Raw genomic sequence first — 21,249 nt, 5'->3', positions numbered from 1 at the left:
TGTCATAGCTTAAGGCTTTACGTTCCAGGTCTTCGGCAATTTTGTGTTTGCCGCCATGCACCACACGCGCATCCAATAAACTCTGGAAAATGGTTTGCCTAAATACGCTGGTGGTAAACATCATCTCTGACATGATGTTGGCCAGCAGGTGTCCGCTAAATTTACGCCGCACCCTTCCTCGTAGATGCTCGGGTGTTGCTACACGGGTAGGTGACAGGATATGGATGGTTATTTTTGGAAATAAGCGTAAGCGGACGACCTTGTGCAGTCTTGAAAAATGGGTATATTGTCCGCCCGAAATACGGATGGGCAGGACAGTAGCCTGTGATTTATCAGCGACCATACCCGTGCCATCATAGACTTTCATCAGTCCACCGGTGACCGTAATACGCCCTTCGGGAAAGATAACGGTGCGGGTATCGTTACGCAAATGGTGGATCAAATCCTTCAGGGACATAGGATGGGTGGGATTCATCGGAAAAATCTGCGACAAACCCAGGAAAGGCTGCAACCACCAACGCTGCGAAATATGCGTGTTAATGGAAAAAGTGATGTCATCCGGCAGAAAAACCCACAACAATAAAGGATCGAGAAAGGACGTGTGATTGGCAATAATCAACACCCGCTCCCCGGCTTTTTCATAATTTTCCACACCATTGATTTCAACCCGGTAAATCAAGGTCAGGATTAATCCCACGATCTTGCGTAACACTTTTTTCAGCATAACTACCTCCTGACATTATCTTAGCAGACGTTAAAAATCTGGGGATGATAAAAGTTTTGTAGGGTACGCTGTGCGTACCTTCCAACGTTTAAAGGTACGCACAGCGTACCCTACAAACCTTCGTGTTCTTCGTGGCCTTCGTGGTAGAAATTCTTTAGATATTAAGATCAGTTATGACCGAGAACATCGTCAATCGCCTGCATAATCCGGTGGGTTTCGGTGAGGGCGACGATGATTTTTTGGTAATGCAGGATGTCTTCAAAGGTTAGTGTCCTGCCGTGGCGGTCTTTTAGCCATTTTTGCGCGGGTTGGTAGCCGCCGATGTAGAATTCCCAGGCGATGACGGGGACGCCGTCAAAGTATTGCTGGTCGTTAATCCAGACCTTGCCATTGTCGAAATCATTATTGTTGATTTTGCGGGTGACGGTATTGTCGCCATCCATTGGGTACGTGGTGATAAGGTCATTCACCACCGGACTATCGACCCACAGGGATGTGGGGAGTGCGGCAGAGGGCATGGAACCCTCGCCGCCCAGTAAATGGAGCTGGCGCAGTTCGCTGCCCAGTTTTACCAACGGCCAGAAGGTGTGCGGGTCTGGATAAGGGATGCGGGGAAAGTCGGTTTTCAGGAATTCCTTGTAGGTTTCGCGGTAGTTGGGCGAATGCAGCACCGCATAGATGTAATCGAGCAGGTCGATGGGAGCGAAGCCTACAGGCGCAACATTTTTGTCCCCAGGTTGCCTGATTTCTGTTGCTTGCATGTCTTCAAGAGGCGCGTCATACCCGCCGGGATGCGGGTATCCAGTGACAGGGATGTTAAGGTATCCCATCCCTGGTCTCTGGATTCCGGCGACCTTCATGGATGAAGGAAGTGCGGACGAGGATATGGAATCATCGCCGCCAATCCCTGCCGGAATGACGGTGGATTTTTCCGGCGTAAAGGTCAAGCCCAGCTTTTCCGCAATTTGCTGGACGATGACAGGGTTCAGGTTGGGCTGTCTGGCGTTGGATTCTTGCAGGGATTGTTGTCCAGTGGTTTCCGGGTAGAGGTAGAGAGGGAAAACAAGACCTGCGCCATATTGACCAGCTACCCCAGTAAAATTAATGTCGCAAATCGTATTACATACAAAAAATCCGAATTTTTCCGTAATTGCCTGTCTTGGAAAAAGTATTCCCACATTTTCGCCTTTCAGAAAATGTTGCATGACTTTCTCACGACCTCTTTCGATTAGGTCAAATGAATAGTAAATATACCTGTTATCAAATGGACGGTAGTGGATTTTCTTAATACTGTTTTTATTGAAGATTCCATGTCGTTTAGAATCTATCCATTCTTCTTTTTCATTTAGAGCCAATTTATTTTTTAATTCTTCGTTGGTGGCGGAAGACGAATAAAAACTTTCTATCCGACTGGATAGGGTGTTTTTATCAATATCAACCACAAAATCATCTCGATGGGTTTTAATGCCACTCGAATTAACCGGAAACAACTCGCTCACCGAAAAGCCCTGTTGGTACTGCCCCAATACCCCATAATCCTTAGCCACAAAAAAATACTCCGGCGCACGGCATTCAATCCTCTGCCACGGCAAGGTATTGATGCCGTTATCCAGCAACGTCCGGTATTTGTCTTTACGCAGGCCATAGCTATCCAGGTGGTAAACTTCGGCTAAGGGTTTCTCCATCAGGAAAAATCCTTTTAAAGATTAAGAGGCGGCAACGGTTCCCGACCATTTGCCGCACTTCCACCGTCCCTGGCGGTCGGCTGAATGTCCTTACTAATGACATCCTTAATATAGTCATTTAACGACTTGCCACATTCTGCGGATTTTTTAGCGGCTTTTTCATGCAACTCCTGGCCGATCCTGATATTGAACGAGCCTTTAAAGGGCTTTTTAGGCTCCCGGGTTAATTCTTTACAGGTCGCAAGATAGTCATCAACTGAATCTTTAAAGTCGTTTTCAAGTTCTTCCAAAGTATTACCTTCATACAAGATCAAATCAGTGATATTGAGAATCTTGCCAAATAAGCAGCGATCTTTTAGGCTGGTTTCAATTGAGCCTTGATAACCTTTGTAATTAAAACAATTCATTTTTTAACCTCTCAATAATTTCTTTTCGCACATAGTGCTTAATCGCTTTATCTGGGTGGGGTTTGTGCGTCTTGATAATGGTATTGGTTTCTTTATGGAAAAATTTAACACGCGAACCTGCACCTTCGATTTTAATGAAATCCAATAACGTCATGAGCCGCTCAAGTTCATCCCAGGTAAATTCCGATTCGGATTTAAGTTTTTCAATTAACTTATCTTTCTTACTCATGGCGTTATTGTAAAGCAACTATTATTTAGTTGCATAATTTTTAAGTTTGACAAAAATATTGATGGAAACGCCCTGCATAATGTCGAACACGTTCTCATCCTTGCCGCCATCAACTGTGGTTTCTTTCTTTTTGCTGTTGCCGTGCAGGTCGAGGATATAAATCTTGTCGAAGGTTTCCAATAAGTGCTTACGCATTTGTCGGTGGATTACGCCGTCGATAAAGCTGTTATTGGAGATATACGCCAATATGCCTTCGCCGTTCTTTTCAATAAAATGCGAACCGTACCGGATAAACATGATGTAATCGTCCGACAAGGGCTGGATGTTTTTTTCGTTGAGGTCTTTTTTGTAATCGGCAACCAAGCGTTGTATCCAGTCGCCTTTATTGCTGCTGCTGACCGAATATGGCGGGTTGCCCATGACCACCATCACTGGGGTATCTCGCGCTTGATGTTGTTGGCCTCGTTGGATTCCTTTGCTAACCAGGAGGCAAACAGGGTGCCGGTGTCAGGGTGGGATTCTTCCAGCGAATTGGTCAGGTAGATGTTCAGGCGCGGCTGTTTTTTGGGTTTGTAGCCGGTTTCTTTCAACAACAAGTCCAGCTTTAAATGCGCCATGGAGTAAGAGGCCATGAGGATTTCAAAGCCGTGTACCCGTGGGATTAGGTGCTCTTCTACGTACTGGCTCCAAACGCCTTGTTGACCCTTAAATTTTTGGTGGATGTGTTTGATTGCGGCGGCCAAAAAGGCCCCCGTCCCTGTTGCAGGGTCGAGTATCTGGACTTTATGGACTTCCTTATCGGCCTTTTCCAGTTGGGTGTAGTTGGTTTTGCCCTTGCCTTTGATGACGGGCAGTTCAACCTGAATGGTGGTTTTGCTGTTATCCGCCAGACCTAACGGCAAGTTGAAGTCGGTTTTTAGGATATCATCGACGGCGCGGACGATAAAATCAACGACAGGTTCTGGCGTGTACCAAACGCCCCGGCTTTTCCTGAGTTTGGGGTCGTATTCAGCCAGAAAGGTCTCGTAAAAATGGATGATGGGGTCGGTTTGCCGGGTGGCTTTGCCGAAGTCTGCCAGAATTGCCCTAACATCGGCGGCGCGAAAGATGTCCGCCAAGGCATCGACTATCCAGGTAATGCGGCTGTCCAGATCATAGCCCGCTATGTATTGGAACAGTTTTCGCAAGAACGGGTTGCTGTGCGGGATAAGTTCGGCGGCTTCCTGCCGGGAAAAGGTGTCCAGGGTTTCATCATGCAGCCGAGCGGCAAACATGCCGTAAGCAATAGTTTGGGCGTAGATGTTGGCAAATTGCCTAGGGTCTATGTCATGCAGCAGTATGGATAAAGGCATCCATTTGGTCGCGCAGGGTGTTGTCGGCTTCCTGTTGCTGGTCGTTGCTTAAGGCAGTCTCGATAATATTGGCAAGCAGTTTGGCTTTCCCGGCCATCATATTGGCAAGTTTGGATGGCGATTTGATGGTTTGTCCGCGATGTGCGGCAAAATCCGTCATCAGGTCGGTGAAGTGCTTGAACTGCTCCGGCTTGGGTTGGAGTTGCCCCCCTTTAATGTCAGCCAACCGAATACTGGTGATTGGTAAACCATCCCAGAAAAACCGGAATTCCAGGTAGTCGGTGATAATCAGGTTGTCGAGCGAGTTTTTGTAGCGGTCGAACTGCTCTTTGTAGTCTTTGTTGTCCAGGGATTTTCCGATGTCCTTGGCTTCTATGTAACCCAGCGGAATGTGAGCCTTGATCAAGATATAATCTGGCGCACCGCAAGCGATATGGGCAGGCTCATTGGTGACCAACACGCCGGGCAATAGGGTTTCCAGCAGCGCCTGTAAGTCGCCACGGTAGCTGTGCTCGCGGGAAATGCCCGTTTTATAACGCTGGTTTATTTTGCTGAGATAATTTTGGACTTTATCCATGATTTCGTCCCTTTGAGTTTTTTGTGGGAACTATAGCATTTTGCCCGTGACATCGCTTGAACAGGAAAAATTTATCGCACAAGGCTATGATGCAAACATTTGAAAATTCTAGAGCCTTGATTGTGCAGAATTAACAACGCGTGAAAATACTTAAATCTATATTTCAAAAATATTAAGTGCTGTTTCGCGCCATCCCAAGCCTAACCGACTACCATATCAAAGCACTGTAATTACAGGGTTTTATTGTTTCTACTTGTTGCATTCAGTCCCACGCAAGCGCATAATATCCGTATACCAAAGTGAGTACCAAATTTTTCATAGTACACATGGGAGGGATTATGGCAAACAAAATAACCGATTTAACGATCAAAAGCTGGTTTGTCGGACGTTTTGAAGGTAGGGCGTGTAGCAATGGCCTGTATCTTGTTTACCGTGAAACAATGGCTACCCCATTATGGCGATTCCGTTACCGTTTGTCTGGGCAACAAAGGCAAATGTTTATAGGCAGCTATAAGGATTTATCCCTTGCCGAAGCCACGAAGGAAGGCAAGCGGCTTAATGCCTTGGTTGCGTTGGGGCATGATGTGGCGAAAGAAAAACAAGACCGTAAACTGGACGGAACGCCACATAAAAACTCAGGAGCTTGGGGTAGTTGGCCGAAATTAATCCTGGAAGGCGCAAGTTTATTAGGTAAGCGGTCGGCAGTAAAGGTGTTACTTGAAGGAGAAAAAGCTGCGGAAGCAGATTACGCTGCAGCACTAAAGGATCCCGCTTTGTCAGCAGATATTCATACTTTGATTGAAACGAAACTGCTTCCTACCCAACAATCACATATCCGCTCTTTAGACCGGGTTTTGGATGCGATACCTGCTTAGGGATTCACAAGCTATTAGCTTACCTTTTCATAATGTCACAGAAATACGTAATGTTATATTTAGCAGCTTGACCCATCCTGTAAGATGGGTAGAGCGAAACCCATCTTACAACTCATTGTTTATAAACACACAAACCACTTGGCTTTTTCAATTGCGTCCTAGCGTTGTTGATACTCCTAATACCTCTCCGCTAAGCTTATTGTTATGCAAAAATGATTATTACCATAATATATAACTGCCATAGGATGCATCTTAGCGTATATTGGTCATATGCCAACCGAATGGATGACAAACAAATTGTCACTACAACTCTTAAGATAAACAACCAACCGTCATATAAAGAGCGATAAGTTTGGTTATATTACGGGATATGAGGATCAGGCTACCTCATTTCGAAAGTCCGCCGAAGTTATCTTGTTAACCACCATCATGGCGGAGATAATCGGTGATGCATCAACGAGTACAGCTTGTTAATGCAATTGACCGGCCATCAACCATCTGAATTATGAGATATTATGATTTCTTTCCCTAGGCTTGAATGCTGGAATAATATGACAAAAATGGCAACCGTTGTGGCGGAGGTTGACAAAAAACGGGTGCTTTGCCGCATCTCGTATGAGAGTCTGAGAGCTAAATTTGGAGCCTCAGATGATAAGCTTATGCAGTCAATAGCCCAACATCGTACGGATATACAAGAGGCAGCGAGAAAGCTCATAGAGCGGGATTATTATGAAGAGGACGGTTCCGTTCTGATCCAAACTGACGACCTCTAGTAGAAACCAGAATTGCGCCCGCATCGATGAGTCTGGGTGCAGGAAATACACTCTCATTTTACAAGAATCCATCCGACAAACTAATGTAGTTCGCGCATTTATAAGGGAATTACAAAGAAGCTTCCGACAACTTAATGAGGTGGTGATTTTAGCTAAAATTAAAGAGGCTTGTTCGCATGTATCCAGTCACTGTTTGCTGGTTGCAATTGTCACTACCGTTTTATTAGCTTTTAGACTCTTTCTTGGATTTTTTTGCGGCCTTCTTTTCTTTTGGGCTTAGTGCAGGTTTTTTCTTGTCTTCTTTATTACTTTTTTGTTCTTTGCTCATTAGTCTTTTTCCAAATGATTGTGGGGGGCTGAAATTAAGTGCAGATAGGATTGGAAATTCACTGCTCGGTGAATTAATTTGATACTCAGGTATCAGCATACTCTCATGCAGTAGAAAGAACAACTTATTGCAGGAGATCTCTTATAGCCAATTTCCGCTGCCAAATGCATAAAGGGTTTGCCAGATGCCTTGGTTAGGTATGATGTCGAGTTCTTTATTGCTCACACAACAGCCCAATTAATTCATCAAACGCCTATACAAAGAAATTATGCCTACATCCCGACAAATCATTGATCAAACAAAAAAATGGATAGATAACGTAGTGGTGGCTTGTAATTTTTGTCCTTTTGCCGCTCAGGTAGTCAAGCAGAAAAAGGTCCATTACGAAGTTGAAACTAGTACGGTTTCGAATATCTGTATGGGTGCTGTGTTACGGGAACTAACCCGATTGGATAATGATATCAATATTGAAACCAGTTTCCTGATATTTCCGTATACATTCACACAATTTGATGATTTCCTTGAACTGGTATCACTTGCCGAGAAACTATTAAAACAAAACGGATACGTCGGCATTTATCAATTAGCTAGCTTTCATCCCTTGTACCTGTTTGCCAACTCCCCTGAAAATGATGCCGCAAATTATACCAACCGTTCTGTTTACCCCATGCTGCATTTGTTACGAGAAGCCAGCATTGACAGGGCTTTGGAACATTATAAAAGCTCGGAAAACATTCCGTCCGCCAATATCGATTTTGCCCGGGGAAAAGGCTTATCCGCCATGAAGAAGCTAAGAGATACTTGTTTTTAGGGCTAGATGACTCCGTTCGCAATCTTTCTCAATTGTGTGCAAAGCACAAAATAGCTCGTTATTTACCCTGCTGAATAGATTTCTAAACATCACTTACCTGTTGTGTATTGATTTTTGAAAACACCGTTTCATTCAGCCATTACCTAGCAAGAGGCTCACAATGAAGGCGAACAGCAACACCATTTTTGGCGGTTTGTTGCCGTGGAAAGTAAAATTCAACAGGATCAATACTTTTCGAGGCCATATAAAAGAGAAACCGCCGTTAAGGGCGGAACTCTTCAGCGCTGATCAAATGGAACGTCATGGCAAAACGTTGGCGGACTCACACCGATTGACCAAAAAGAACATACCCGATCAACTTTTAAAAAGATTGTCGGATAATGAAAGCGTACTCGTCGAATGTACCCGGGTGCTGACGGAAACGATCAACGCTAATCGCCGGCTCACACCGGCCGGAGAATGGCTTCTCGATAACTTCTATTTGATAGATGAGCAGATCCGTACCGCCAAGCGGCATTTGCCAAAAGGTTATAGCCGTGAACTGCCGCGCTTGTCGAATAGTTCTTCCGTAGGACTTCCACGCGTTTATGATATCGCGCTGGAGACAGTAGCGCACGGCGATGGACGGATAGACCCGGAGAGTCTTAGCCGTTTCGTGATGGCATACCAGACGGTCACACCCCTTAAATTAGGCGAATTGTGGGCTATCCCCATCATGCTGCGTTTAGCACTGATTGAGAATCTCCGGCGTATTTCAATCCGAATTGCCGCTGGCAAAATCGACCAAGACCTTGCTGATTCGTGGGCGAGTCAAATGATAGAGATTGCCGAGAAGGATCCCAAAAGCCTGATTCTGGTCATCGCGGACATGGCGCGATCGAACCCGCCAATGACAACCCAGTTTGTTTCGGAATTTGCGCGTCATTTGCAAGGCCAGGGCTCCGCTTTGGCCTTGCCTCTGACTTGGATAGAACAGTTGCTTGCCGAGTCGCATCTGACCATCGAGAAGTTAGTCCAGATGGAGGGTCAGCAACAGGCCTCCGACCAGGTTTCTATCGGTAATAGCATCGGTAGCTTGCGTTTACTAGGTGCGATGGACTGGCGCGAATTTGTTGAATCCATGAGCATTGTTGAACGAACCCTGTGCGAAGATCCGAGTGGTACTTACGGTAAGATGGATTTTGTCACCCGAGATCGTTATCGGCACGTCGTGGAAAAGATCTCCAGGAACAGCAATCAACCAGAACACGAAATAGCAAAACTTGCGCTCCAATTGGCAAAGGAGTGTCTAGATACTAAAGGTCGCGAAGACCGAAGTTCCCACATCGGATTTTACCTTATCGACAAAGGATTACCGAAACTAGAACAAACGGCTGGGATGCGTTTGCCTATGGGCGAAGCATTGCAACAACTGATTTCCAGATTTCCTTTGTTTTTCTTTTTGGGTGCAATCGGCTTGTTAACAGTCAGTATCACCAGCTACTTAGCGATGGTGGCTTACGTCGAAGGCTTGCGGAACTGGCACTTGGCGCTGTTAATTTTCCTATCAGTTCTTGCATCCAGCCAACTTGCAGTGGCGCTGGTGAACTGGCTGGTAACGTTATCCGCTACGCCTTATTCGCTACCGAGAATGGATTTCTCTGTTGGAATTCCTGTGTCATATCGAACATTGGTTATTGTGCCAACCATGATGACCAGTGTTCAGAACATAGAGGAGTTGATCGAGGCACTGGAAGTGCGGTTCCTGGCCAATCGAGACGATAATCTGCATTTTGGCCTCTTGACTGATTTTCTCGATTCACACGAAGAAACGGTTCCTGAGGATAAACCGCTATTGCAGCTGGCAAAGGCGGGAATCAACCAATTGAATGAAAAGTATCCAAAGGCTCTAGGTAACACTTTTTTTCTTTTTCATCGCCCGCGCCGATGGAACCCGCAGGATCGGATTTGGATGGGTTACGAACGTAAGCGAGGTAAACTTGCAGACCTGAACTCCCTGCTGCGCGGGGGTGACTCCAGCCAATTCTCCCTCATCGTCGGTGAAATAGCAGCCTTGTCGGATGTGAAGTACGTTATCACCCTTGATACCGATACTCAGCTTCCGCGTGAAGCCGCAAGACAGTTTGTAGGCACCATGGCTCATCCGTTGAACCGTGCTTGCTACGACAAAGTTAAGCAACGTATTTGCGATGGTTACGGAATCTTGCAGCCACGCGTAAGCGCCAGCCTTTCAGGGTTGAATCCAACGCGGTATGCACAATTATACGGGGGAGAACCTGGAATTGACCCGTATACACGCGCTGTCTCGGATGTTTACCAGGATGTATTCCAAGAAGGCTCGTTCATTGGTAAGGGAATCTACGATATCGATGCGTTTGAACGCTCGCTCAGCGATTGTTTTCCAGAGAACCGTATCCTGAGCCACGATCTTTTGGAAGGTTGTTACGCGCGGTCTGGATTACTAAGTGATGTCCAATTATACGAAGAACATCCCACTCGCTATACTGACGATGTGAGCCGACGGCACCGTTGGATTCGTGGCGACTGGCAGCTAATGGGATGGCTGTTGCCTAGCGTACCCGGGTTGGATAGCCGCCGTCAGAAGAACCCGCTTTCGGGACTGTCACGATGGAAGCTCTTCGACAATCTCCGACGTAGTCTTACCCCTTTGGCATTGACACTGATATTGCTGGTAGGATGGACAGTCTGGCCTTTGGCCTGGTTTTGGACAGGGTCTGTGATCAGTATTCTACTGATACCCGCATTGAGCGCTTCCACACTTGACCTGTTTAGGAAGCCTTCAGACCTGTTGCTGAGGCAACACCTCGCTGCAGAAATACGTTCTGCTGGAGAACGTTTAGCCCAGGCAGCATTAACACTCATCTTTCTCCCTTATGAAGCCTACTTCAGCTTAGACGCGATCATGCGCACAGTCTGGCGTATGCTTATCACCCATAAACGACTGCTGGAATGGAGTCCGTCAAATGAGGTCAATCGGAATAGTCAAACTAATCTTCTCACCTCTTGCCGTTCGATGTGGATCGCCCCAGTTATCGCCCTGAGCATAGGTATCACTTTGGCACTAACAAGACCAGAGGTACTGGCTATGGCAGTTCCCATTTTACTATTATGGTGGATCTCGCCCGCTATAGCCTGGTGGATCAGCCTTCCGATCACTCGCCGCGAGACGAAACTGACTGCTGATCAAGCCTTTTTTCTTAGGAAAATATCCCGCAAAACCTGGGGCTACTTCGAAACCTTTGTCGGGCCAGAGGATCATTGGCTGCCACCCGATAACTTTCAGGAGTACCGTGATGTCGGTGTTGCACATCGCACTTCACCAACCAATATGGGACTCGCTTTACTGGCGAACCTGTCTGCCTACGATTTCGGTTATATTCCTAGCAGCACCCTTCTAGTACGAACAAAAAACACTCTGGGCACGATGTCGGCCTTGGAAAAATATCACGGGCACTTCTACAACTGGTACGACACACATTCCATGCAACCGTTGCCACCTTTATATATTTCCACAGTGGACAGCGGCAACCTTGGGGGCTATTTGTTGACCTTGCGGCAGGGATTGCTTGAGCTACCTGACCACCCGATTTTAGGTGTGCAATGTTTTTGTGGGCTTCTTGATACATTGGGAATTCTGGTGGAAGCAGCTGAAGGTGCTACACCGGCCCTACTCACTCAATTTCAGGCCGAACTCGAATTTGCCAACAACTCACGGCTGATTACACTCGCCACCGCGAGGCTCTGTTTTGAAAGGTTGACATCACGCGCGGAAACGTTTGCCAATAGCGTTGAGGCAGTTGAGAACGACCTGAAGGGATGGGGACGTACCCTTGCTCGGCAATGCCGCGCCATCCTAGATGAGTTGCTGTTCCTGGCACCGTGGGTTGTGCTGCCAGCCCCGCCAAGTGGGATTGACAACTTCCCTGACATCACCGGGATGCCAACTCTGCGGGAACTAGCAAGAAATGATATGCCATCGTTATCAGTTATCGATAGGCTGCTGATCGAAAACCAAAGGCCCGAGGTGCGCGACTGGCTAATCCAACTTCGGCTGCTCATCCAAGAATCCAGCCAACGCGCAAATGATCGAATTGCAATCATAGAAGGTCTGGCACAGTTAACAGACGAACTAGCGAGTATGGAGTATGGCTTTCTGTTTGACAAGCCGCGCCGTTTGCTGACAATCGGGTACAACGTTGATGAGCTGCAACGTGATTCGATTTATTACGATCTATTGGCTTCGGAAGCGAGATTGTGTAATTTCGTGGCAATTGCGCAGGAACAAATACCTCAGGAGAGCTGGTTTGCCTTAGGGCGGTTACTGGTTGCCAGCGAGGGAAAGACTGCTCTCCTGTCATGGAGCGGATCCATGTTCGAATACCTAATGCCACTCCTGGTGATGCCGGCTTATGAAAACACATTGATCGATCAGACGCAAAGGGCGGTAGTACAGCGTCAAATTGAATATGGAAAGCAGCGCGGTGTAGCGTGGGGCATATCAGAGTCCGGCTTCAACACGGTCGATGTTCATCTCAACTACCAGTACCGCGCCTTTGGTGTGCCTGGCCTGGGACTGAAACGAGGACTTGCCGAAGATTTGGTCATTGCGCCGTATGCCACTGCGCTCGCATTGATGGTCGCGCCTGAGGCGGGATGCCTAAATCTGCAGCGACTCGCCGCTGAAGGTTTGTTAGGAAAATTTGGCTTCTATGAAGCGGTTGACTACACCCCATCGCGTCAACGAAGGGGAGAATCGAGAACTGTGATTCAATCCTTCATGGCCCATCATCAGGGCATGAGTCTTCTCTCCTTGGCTTATTTACTGCTGGATCGTCCGATGCAGCGTCGATTCGCGTCTAACCCCTTGTTCCAGGCCACTATGTTGTTACTCCAGGAGCGAATCCCTAAGGCCTCTGCTTTCTATGTGCAAGCCGCCGAAGTCTCTGATGTTTTGAAGTCCTCCAGCGAACTGCAAAGCCAAGTAAGGGTAATCAACAACCCAAATACACCCATACCGGAGGCACAGTTGTTGTCCAACGGCAGGTACCACGTGATGGTGACGAATTCCGGCGGTGGCTACAGTCGCTGGAAAGATCTCGCCGTCACGCGCTGGCGCGAAGACAGTACTTGTGACCACTGGGGTACCTTCTGTTATATCCGCGATATGACAACTGGTGCGTACTGGTCTACCGCCCATCAACCAACGCTCAAACGATCTGAACATTATGAAGCGATTTTCTCCGAGGGACGAACAGAATTTCGTCGCCGCGACCACGATTTTGATATGCATACCGATATCGTCGTTTCACCCGAAGATGATATCGAAATGCGCCGAATCCGTATCACCAACCACGCTCAGACACCTAGAACCATCGAGGTGACCAGTTATTCGGAAGTGGTACTCGCATCATCTGCCTCGGACAACCTTCATCCGGCATTTAGCAACCTCTTTGTACAGACCGAAATCGTCGATCAACATCAGGCGATCCTGTGCTCTCGCCGTCCGCGTGCCCTTAATGAACCAACACCGTGGATGTTTCAATTGATGGCTGTGCATGAAAGCGAGTCCAACGGGGTATCTTATGAGACCAATCGTGAACAATTCATTGGCCGTGGTAACGACCTTGCCGCACCCAAAGCCATGGTTGATTCCGGAAGTCTTTCGGGCAGCGCAGGTGCAGTACTCGACCCAATAGTTGCCATTCGTCATCAGATCACACTCGATCCGGAAGCATCAGTGATCATCGATCTGGTAATCGGTATCACCGATACACGTGAAGCCAGCCTGGAACTGGTGGAGAAATACCATGACCGGCGGCTCGCCGATCGTGTTTTCGATCTGGCCTGGGCGCATAGCCAAGTTGTCCTGAGGCAGCTCAATGCCACGGAAGCCGAAGCCCAACTCTATGGAAGGCTCGCAAATTCAGTTCTATACACCCATTCTTTGCTGCGCGCAGATGCCAGTGTTGTCATCAATAATCGTCGCGGGCAGTCCGGTCTGTGGGCCCACGCCATTTCCGGCGACCTACCGATCGTACTGCTGCAAATTAAGAACATGAGCAATATCGATCTGGTACGCCAATTGGTGAAAGCCCATGCCTACTGGCGCTCAAAAGGTTTGGCGGTGGACCTTGTGATCTGGAATGAAGATCGTGACGGATACCGACACACACTACAGGAACAAATCATGGGGCTGATTGCCTCGGGAGTTGAAGCCAATTTGATCGATCGCCCGGGTGGAATCTTTGTGCGACATGCAGACCAAATATCCAGCGAAGACCGCATTCTGATTCAATCGGTCGCACGCGCCATCATCAACGACAGCCGAGGAACATTGGCAGAACAGATCAACCGTCGCGCTCCAATGGAAGTGCGTGTTCCCCGATTCAAGCCGAGCCGAAGCCAACTTCAAGCCCGCCCTGTAGACGCCGAGTTACCACGTCGTGAGGATCTGATCCTCTTCAACGGACTGGGAGGATTCACCAAAGATGGGCGCGAATACGTCATTACACCTGCGCCCGGTCAAATGACACCGGCACCCTGGGTGAATGTGATGGCCAATCCATTCTTTGGAACCATCATCTCCGAGAATGGGCAATCCTACACGTGGAGTGAGAATGCCCACGAGTTCAGGCTTACACCTTGGCACAACGATCCGGTGAGTGATCCGAGCGGAGAAGCCATTTATCTCCGCGACGAAGAGACTGGGCAGTACTGGTCGCCGACACCACTCCCTTGTCCTGGAACGGGTGGTTACATAAGCCGACACGGATTCGGCTACAGTGTCTTTGAACACAACGAAAGCGGGATTCATACAGAACTCACCGTTTACGTCGCACTGGACGCTTCAGTCAAGTTTTCAGCATTAAAAGTACGCAGCCTATCGGGTCGATACCGACGGCTTTCTGCGACCGGCTATGTCGAATGGGTGCTGGGCGACCTGCGCCCGAAATCAACTCCTCATGTAATTACAGATTGTGCTATCTCTGGTGGCGCATTATTTGCCTCGAATCCATACAACAGTGAGTTCTCCGATCGGGTAGCGTTCTTCGACGTGGACGACTCGACCCGCACCATAACAGGTGACCGCAGCGAGTTCATAGGACGCAATGGCACCCTTCGAAGACCCGCCGCCATGAATCGGTCTTACCTTTCAGGCAAGTTCGGAGCGAACCTGGATCCCTGCGCTGCGCTCCAAGTCTCATTTGAACTGGACTTAGGCCAAGAGCGTGAGATAGTCTTCAAGTTGGGTTTAGGACGAGATGCTAACGATGCCAGGATGTTAGTGCAACGCTTTCGTGGGCCAGTAGCTGCGCTCGATGCGCTTAGAATGGTTCAGCAATACTGGGTTCGAACCTTGGGGGTAGTGCAAGTGGAAACGCCTGATCCGGGTATCAATATGTTGACCAACGGCTGGCTGTTGTACCAGACCTTGTCCTGCCGCTTGTGGGGACGGAGCGGGTACTATCAATCAGGCGGAGCATTCGGTTTTCGTGATCAATTGCAGGACGTTATGGCGCTGGTCCACTCCGAACCCCACAGGGTACGCGAACAGCTATTATTATGTGCTGAACACCAGTTTATTGAAGGCGATGTTCAACATTGGTGGCATCCGCCCTCTGGTCGCGGCGTTCGAACACATTGCTCAGATGATTTTCTCTGGTTGCCATTTGTAGCCAGTCGCTATATAAGGATCACGGGCGACTCCGCCGTGCTGGACGAACTTGCCCCGTTTCTGATGGGGCGTCCGGTCAATGCTGATGAAGACTCCTACTACGATCTGCCTAGTCGGTCTGAAGAAGTCGAAAGCCTCTATCAGCATTGCGTTCGAGCTATTCTTAGAGGGCTTCGATTCGGTGAACACGGCCTGCCCTTGATGGGCTCGGGTGACTGGAACGACGGCATGAACCTGGTCGGAATGGGCGGCAAAGGTGAAAGCGTCTGGCTGGGCTTTTTCCTTTGTGAAGTGCTGAAGCAATTTACCGAGCTTGCGCGCTTGCGGGGAGACATACCCTTCGCCGAGCGTTGCCATGCAGAGCGATTTCAATTGAGCCAGAATATCGAACAACACGGCTGGGACGGCGCATGGTATCGCCGCGCTTACTTCGACGACGGTATGCCGTTAGGTTCTATACGCAACCCGGAATGCCAAATAGATTCTATTGCCCAAAGCTGGTCTGTGCTTTCGGGTGTCGGTGCGCCTGAGCGCACAACGAAAGCCATGCAAGCACTCAATGAACATCTTGTCCGCCGTGACCATTCACTGATCCAGCTTTTGGCTCCACCCTTCAACACTTCAAACCTAGACCCTGGCTATATCAAGGGATATGTACCAGGTGTCAGGGAGAACGGAGGCCAATACACCCATGCGGCCATTTGGGCGACGATGGCTTTCGCACACCTTGGTGATAACACAAGGGCATGGGAATTGATGAACATGATCAATCCGGTAAATCACGGGAAATCTCCAGCAGGTATTGCTGCCTATAAGGTGGAGCCTTACGTTGTAGCTGCCGACGTGTACGCGGTTGCACCCCATACTGGCCGGGGAGGATGGACCTGGTACACCGGTTCCGCTGGATGGATGTACCGGCTTATCACTGAGTCACTGCTGGGTTTCAAGCGAGAGGGGGCATCCTTGCGTATAGAGCCATGTCTCCCTGACGATTGGACGAATTTCAAGATACGTTATCGCTATCGGGAAACGTTCTACCACATCAGCGTGAGGCAGACAGCAACTGTTGAAATGAACCCAAGCCTTACCCTAGATGGCATCGTACAGCAGGAAGACATTATTCCGCTGGTAGATGATCACATAGAGCATAATGTTGAGATCATAATTGTCCGGCAAGGATTATGATTATTGCTGTTGTTCCTCAAAAATAAATTCATTCTGGAGGCATTTTTCTATTTTGACGAAATGAAATTTTTTTACTAGCTATGTTTGGCATTCATGTACGGTATTGTTTAACAACATCTGTCAGTCTGTTGATTGTCTCTGCGAAAGGCCGCAATTTCTAACGTGACCGACTGCAGTTGGCCGGAAACTACAAGTACTACGAAATTTCAAACGGTTGCTTTTGCTTGGCAGATATTTTTCATAATACGGACGGATTTAGTTTCTCTTTCCCTTAGTGCGACTTTTTTTCATTTCTGGGGTAAGGAATTCGTACAATTGTCTATATTGATGGCGTGGTTAAGCATGTTTGTCATGTTCAAAATCCAACATTGGATGTTGTCACCGTAAAGTTTTTTACTGCCCCAGTCATTACACGGGTTGCAACACAAGGCGATAAGGCGTTGCAATCCCAGCAAAGCTATAATAAGGCACTGATAAACAAGCACCTTGAAACCATGGAAATCATTAACGGTCACTATATCCTGGAGAAAAGCAGTCCACCCTAAGCAACCTATCGACAAGCAAGATCGGGTTGAAGTCTGGCGGTTAGAAGAAAAACAAACCGACGTAAACATTGCCCTGCAAATCTGTCGTGATGCCGCGCTTAAGCATTGCGAACATGCCGTTTTGGTGTCCAGCGATTCTGACCTTGAGCCCGCACTGGCTTTTTTAAGGCAAGATTTTCCTGATTACCCGATTGGATTAATTTTGCCAAGAAGGGAATCGAACGAAACGAAACGAAACGAAACAACGTCCACCTAATTCAAACCTGTCTGGCTTGGTTGATTGGACTCGTACACACATTCGCAATGATGAACTTCAAAAATTTCAATTGCCGGATAAAGTACCCACCAAGAAAACACCCGCCGTTAAGCCCGATTATTGGTAAAGCATTTATTGTTTAGTGCCTTCCTGAAACAACCCGCAAGGCCGCTAACCACGCGGCTTTTTTTAGTTGTTTTCTCTATCAATCTCGCCGTGTATCATATAGATTAATTACAAATAGTGTGTACCAAGGCGTGTACCAAATTTCTTACAATAGCCTACATGCTATATATAAATCATATATATATGAAAATACTTAATCTATATTTCAAGAATATCAACTCCTTGGAAGGCGAAAACCGGATCAATTTCGAGCAAGCGCCTTTTACCGATACGGGGGTTTTTGCTATCACCGGGCCTAACGGGTCGGGTAAGTCGAGCATCCTGGATGCCATTACGTTGGCGTTGTATGGCGAGACGTTCCGGTTTGATAAGCCTGCGCAACATATTATTACCCAGCACACCAACGAGAGTTTTTCGCAAATTGAATTCGCCCTGGGTGTGGACAAGTACCGCTCAAGTTGGCATGTAAAGCGCGAGGACGGCAACCCGCGTAGTGATGTGTTGCCATCGGAAATGCAACTTATCCACTTGAATAATGGCGAAGAGGTCGTAGCCAATACGCCGCATCAGGTTTGTGCCAGTATGGTCGAGATCACCGGCATGAATTTCCGCAGTTTTACCCGCTCTATAATGCTTGCCCAAGGCGATTTTGCCGCGTTCCTCAACGCTCTGGACAACGAACGCATGGACATCCTGGAAAAAATCATCAGTACGGATATTTATGCGGACTATAAAAAAGAGGTGACCGATAAGCTGGCCGATGCGCAAAAAAATCTGCTGTATTTGCAGCAAGATTTGGCGGCTATCCCCTTAATCGAGCCGGAATCGCTGGAAGCCTGTGAACTGGATTTAGCTGATTTTAGCGAACAAACTGCGGATTTTCAGGAACAAATTAACCGCTTGACTGCGCAACAAACCGTAATGGCGGAAACATCAACCATTAGAATTCAGATTGAATCCCAGGAAATCAGGCTACAGGATGCCATCACCCAACGCTTGGCCGTACAGAAAAAGCTGGATCAGTTAGCCGCTGCTGAAAAAGCACTGGATTTTAAGGACGGCATCGAAACAATCAAACAAAAAAAGCAGGTTCTGGAGCGGGAGAATACCGCGCTGACGGCTTTGCGTAATGAACTCAAACAGATAGAAGGCACGCTGGCCTTACCCGAGTTTGATACGAGTTCCTTAGCGCAACAAGATTTGGCATCCAGGCCGGAATCGTTCACCGAGCAAAAACAAACCATTGATAGCATAAGGAACCAAGTTAACTTGTTTAATGCCAACTGGCAGTCTGAAATTATCTTGTTGCGGTCTTTGTCTGACCAAATTGCCGAAAAACAAACTGCATTGGACGAAGTATCCAAGTGGCTGGAAGAACACGCGATTGACAAACCTTTGCTGGAAAATTTTCCTGAGCTCGACCGCTTGAAAAATCTGCGGATAGCTCTGGATGAATTTGACGAAAAAAAGAAAGCGCTAGGCAAGTGGACAAAATCCACCAGCGCGGCATTGCAAAAAAACAAAGCCAATATAGACAATAAAAACAATAAGCTGGTGCAGCTAAACCGGCAATTAGCGAATGAGGAAAAAGAGCTGGAAGAGCTTGCACAAGGCAACAGCCTGGAGCAGCTTGAAGAATTGCAAACAGAGCAGAAAGAGCGGGTCAAAGCCTTCGAGGAATTGGTTAACCTGGCTGTTGCCAACGAAAAATTGTCACCGCAGTCATCCTTTTTTTTCGGACTGTTTGGCAAGAAAAATGCGCCAGACCGTGACGCAGAAGAACTAGAAACCGAACTTGAGGCTTTAAAACAGCAACAAAAACAAGAAGAAAACATCCGCTTGGCATTGGAAAGGTCGGTTTTTAATGATGCGCTGTTGGCGCGTATGTCGCAAGACCGCGCCCATCTCATTGATGGTAAACCCTGCCCGTTGTGCGGTTCTACCGAGCATCCTTACGCAAAACGCCCACCCGCCCCGGCGAATTCCCAACAAGCTTTGTTAGATCAGCGCATAAAAATAAAGCGATTAAGCATCCAGTTTAGCCAGCTTGAGCAGCAAGTCATACTGGCGCGAAAATACGCAGAAAGAAATCATGCCAATCAGAATCGGCTGCAACAGATTATGGCCCTGTGGCTGAGGTTGTGTAACCAGCTGAATACGGCCAGTGCAGATCTGGACATCAAGAAAACGGGCATGATGAAACGGTTGCTAAAGACCGAATCTACAGATCTGAAAAATATAGCTGTTTTGTTGAGCAAGTATAAAGGGACGCAAAGTAGGATAGCCAATCTTAAAGCAGCAATCGAGAAAAATACGGCCAGTATTGGGCACACACAAGCCACCATACAAACGATAGACGCGGAATGGCAGACCGAACCGCAACGGGTGGCAGAGACTGAGACTGGCGGCGCCAAGGTTCAACAGGAAGAACAGGGACTGGTGGCAAAACTGACTGAGCAACTATCGCAGTTAGGCGAAAAACTGCCAGCAAAAGGCAAAGAGAATGTGCTGGTTGACCGCCTGAATCTTCGCCGTCAAGATTACGAAAGTTATGCCTTCCGAAACAAAATTTTGACAGAAGATATGGAACTGCTGCTATCAGAACAGGTTACCGGTCAAGCCCAAATCAATTCCTATAAAGAAAGGCTGAATTACACCAATAACCAGTTACATACCGAAGAAGTGGTCGGTTTACATCTGGCGTTGGTGGAAAAGCAGAAATTCATTGCCGATAAAGAGCGGCTCATCGGCCAACTAAACGCTGAGACAAAGAGTTTGGATCAGGCCATTGCCGATAAAATGCAGGGAACCCCATTCACCAGTTTGGATGAGATCAGCCAAATTTTGGAATTGATGACCAGCCAGCCCGAATTTGCACAGCAAAAGGCACGGTTGGATGACGATGTCGTTCTGTGGGGGGCGGAACTGGAAACGCTTTATGGGCAATTGGAAATCCATGAAGGCAAAGGTAAGCCTGAGTTAACGACAGAAGAAATCGAACTTAAATTAAAGACTGCCAAAGAAAGAATGGAACTGGCGGGGCTTGAATCCCAACGGTTGGAAACCATAGTCCGCGAGCAACAACAATTAAGGCAGAAATACGATGCCATCCTGGCACAACTGGAAAGCCAGCAAGCGCTAGTCCAACAGGCGAACGCCGAGGTCGCGGAGCTATCGGCAGAACATGGAATGGCTTTTCGTCGACGTGTACAAGAACGGGTGGTTGAAAGGTTGTTATCGCAAACCAATGCGACGCTGGAAAAAATCAGCGGGCGTTACTATATCCGGCAAAAGCCCAGCGACAGGGGCTTGGCCCTGGAAATTGAAGACACCTACCAGGGTAATGTCCGGCGCTTACCCAAAACCTTATCAGGCGGTGAGAGTTTTATAGTCAGTCTGGCGCTGGCATTAGGGCTTTCGGAATTGGCGAATAATGGCAGGTCGGTGGATTCCCTGTTCCTCGATGAAGGTTTTGGCAACCTGGATGCAGAAACCCTGTATACCGTGATTAATACCTTGGAGGGCTTGCGTGCGCATGGCAAAACCGTGGGCGTTATCTCGCATGTGGAAGCCGTACAGAAACGCTTTAAGGCACAACTGCAACTGGTCAAAAAGCCGAATGGTTTGGGTGAGTTGAGGAAGGTGTCTTGAATGGGCGGGTTCTAAACTAATCCGAAATC

13 protein-coding genes are annotated in these 21,249 nt (G+C 47.8%); 6 read left to right on the top strand and 7 right to left on the bottom strand.

The features are described 5' to 3' along the window. The 7 genes from ACLQ6D_RS06545 to ACLQ6D_RS06515 form a co-directional block, all read right to left on the bottom strand. A partial coding sequence (locus ACLQ6D_RS06545; protein WP_411726482.1) for a 1-acyl-sn-glycerol-3-phosphate acyltransferase occupies window positions 1-724 on the bottom strand: 724 nt, incomplete at its 3' end. Between the two features lie 167 nt (window positions 725-891). Continuing rightward, the gene (locus ACLQ6D_RS06540) at window positions 892-2,409 is read right to left on the bottom strand and encodes a type ISP restriction/modification enzyme (RefSeq protein WP_411726481.1); all 1,518 of its coding nucleotides are present in this window, start codon (window positions 2,407-2,409) and stop codon (window positions 892-894) included. Between the two features lie 14 nt (window positions 2,410-2,423). Beyond that, window positions 2,424-2,816: a type II toxin-antitoxin system HicB family antitoxin gene (locus tag ACLQ6D_RS06535; RefSeq protein WP_411726480.1), complete on the bottom strand. Its 393-nt coding sequence runs from the start codon at window positions 2,814-2,816 to the stop codon at window positions 2,424-2,426. Further along, the gene (locus ACLQ6D_RS06530) at window positions 2,803-3,045 is read right to left on the bottom strand and encodes a type II toxin-antitoxin system HicA family toxin (protein WP_411726479.1); all 243 of its coding nucleotides are present in this window, start codon (window positions 3,043-3,045) and stop codon (window positions 2,803-2,805) included. The genes ACLQ6D_RS06535 and ACLQ6D_RS06530 overlap by 14 nt, the downstream gene beginning before the upstream one ends. Before the next feature lie 21 nt (window positions 3,046-3,066). Beyond that, the gene (locus tag ACLQ6D_RS06525; RefSeq protein WP_411726484.1) at window positions 3,067-3,474 is read right to left on the bottom strand and encodes an Eco57I restriction-modification methylase domain-containing protein; all 408 of its coding nucleotides are present in this window, start codon (window positions 3,472-3,474) and stop codon (window positions 3,067-3,069) included. Continuing rightward, window positions 3,474-4,397, bottom strand: coding sequence for a hypothetical protein (locus ACLQ6D_RS06520; protein WP_411726478.1), 924 nt, complete (start codon window positions 4,395-4,397; stop codon window positions 3,474-3,476). The genes ACLQ6D_RS06525 and ACLQ6D_RS06520 overlap by 1 nt, the downstream gene beginning before the upstream one ends. After that, window positions 4,372-4,974, bottom strand: coding sequence for a hypothetical protein (locus tag ACLQ6D_RS06515; RefSeq protein WP_411726477.1), 603 nt, complete (start codon window positions 4,972-4,974; stop codon window positions 4,372-4,374). The genes ACLQ6D_RS06520 and ACLQ6D_RS06515 overlap by 26 nt, the downstream gene beginning before the upstream one ends. 338 nt (window positions 4,975-5,312) lie before the next feature. Between ACLQ6D_RS06515 and ACLQ6D_RS06510 the strand changes: the two genes are divergently transcribed. The 6 genes from ACLQ6D_RS06510 (at window position 5,313) to ACLQ6D_RS06485 (ending at window position 21,220) form a co-directional block, all read left to right on the top strand. Then, on the top strand, window positions 5,313-5,849 hold the full coding sequence (locus ACLQ6D_RS06510) for an Arm DNA-binding domain-containing protein (protein WP_411726476.1): 537 nt from the start codon (window positions 5,313-5,315) through the stop codon (window positions 5,847-5,849). A gap of 515 nt (window positions 5,850-6,364) precedes the next feature. After that, a complete protein-coding gene (locus ACLQ6D_RS06505; protein ID WP_411726475.1) occupies window positions 6,365-6,622 on the top strand; it encodes a DUF1488 family protein in 258 nt (85 codons plus the stop codon). Window positions 6,623-7,218: 596 nt separating this feature from the next. Beyond that, window positions 7,219-7,761: a DUF1415 domain-containing protein gene (locus tag ACLQ6D_RS06500; protein WP_411726474.1), complete on the top strand. Its 543-nt coding sequence runs from the start codon at window positions 7,219-7,221 to the stop codon at window positions 7,759-7,761. 160 nt (window positions 7,762-7,921) lie between these two features. Next, entirely contained in the window at window positions 7,922-16,642 is an 8,721-nt protein-coding gene (locus ACLQ6D_RS06495; protein WP_411726473.1) for a GH36-type glycosyl hydrolase domain-containing protein, read from the top strand. A 486-nt stretch (window positions 16,643-17,128) separates the two neighbouring features. Further along, window positions 17,129-17,443: an NYN domain-containing protein gene (locus tag ACLQ6D_RS06490; RefSeq protein ID WP_411726472.1), complete on the top strand. Its 315-nt coding sequence runs from the start codon at window positions 17,129-17,131 to the stop codon at window positions 17,441-17,443. Between the two features lie 309 nt (window positions 17,444-17,752). Further along, complete coding sequence (locus ACLQ6D_RS06485) at window positions 17,753-21,220, top strand: AAA family ATPase (protein WP_411726471.1); 3,468 nt, start codon at window positions 17,753-17,755, stop codon at window positions 21,218-21,220. Window positions 21,221-21,249 lie beyond the last annotated feature (29 nt).

The organism is Methyloglobulus sp., assembly GCF_046714055.1.
GTDB lineage: Bacteria > Pseudomonadota > Gammaproteobacteria > Methylococcales > Methylomonadaceae > Methyloglobulus.
Note: the sequence above shows the minus strand (reverse complement) of the source record. Positions and strands in the feature narration are given on the sequence as shown.

Excerpts from the sequence above, each read along its gene's own strand:
- ACLQ6D_RS06540 (WP_411726481.1), bottom strand. The coding sequence starts at position 2,409 with ATGGAGAAACCCTTAGCCGAAGTTTACCACCTGGATAGCTATGGCCTG.
- ACLQ6D_RS06535 (WP_411726480.1), bottom strand. The coding sequence starts at position 2,816 with ATGAATTGTTTTAATTACAAAGGTTATCAAGGCTCAATTGAAACCAGC.
- ACLQ6D_RS06530 (WP_411726479.1), bottom strand. The coding sequence starts at position 3,045 with ATGAGTAAGAAAGATAAGTTAATTGAAAAACTTAAATCCGAATCGGAA.
- ACLQ6D_RS06525 (WP_411726484.1), bottom strand. The coding sequence starts at position 3,474 with ATGGTGGTCATGGGCAACCCGCCATATTCGGTCAGCAGCAGCAATAAA.
- ACLQ6D_RS06520 (WP_411726478.1), bottom strand. The coding sequence starts at position 4,397 with ATGCCTTTATCCATACTGCTGCATGACATAGACCCTAGGCAATTTGCC.
- ACLQ6D_RS06515 (WP_411726477.1), bottom strand. The coding sequence starts at position 4,974 with ATGGATAAAGTCCAAAATTATCTCAGCAAAATAAACCAGCGTTATAAA.
- ACLQ6D_RS06510 (WP_411726476.1), top strand. The coding sequence starts at position 5,313 with ATGGCAAACAAAATAACCGATTTAACGATCAAAAGCTGGTTTGTCGGA.
- ACLQ6D_RS06505 (WP_411726475.1), top strand. The coding sequence starts at position 6,365 with ATGATTTCTTTCCCTAGGCTTGAATGCTGGAATAATATGACAAAAATG.
- ACLQ6D_RS06500 (WP_411726474.1), top strand. The coding sequence starts at position 7,219 with ATGCCTACATCCCGACAAATCATTGATCAAACAAAAAAATGGATAGAT.
- ACLQ6D_RS06495 (WP_411726473.1), top strand. The coding sequence starts at position 7,922 with ATGAAGGCGAACAGCAACACCATTTTTGGCGGTTTGTTGCCGTGGAAA.
- ACLQ6D_RS06485 (WP_411726471.1), top strand. The coding sequence starts at position 17,753 with ATGAAAATACTTAATCTATATTTCAAGAATATCAACTCCTTGGAAGGC.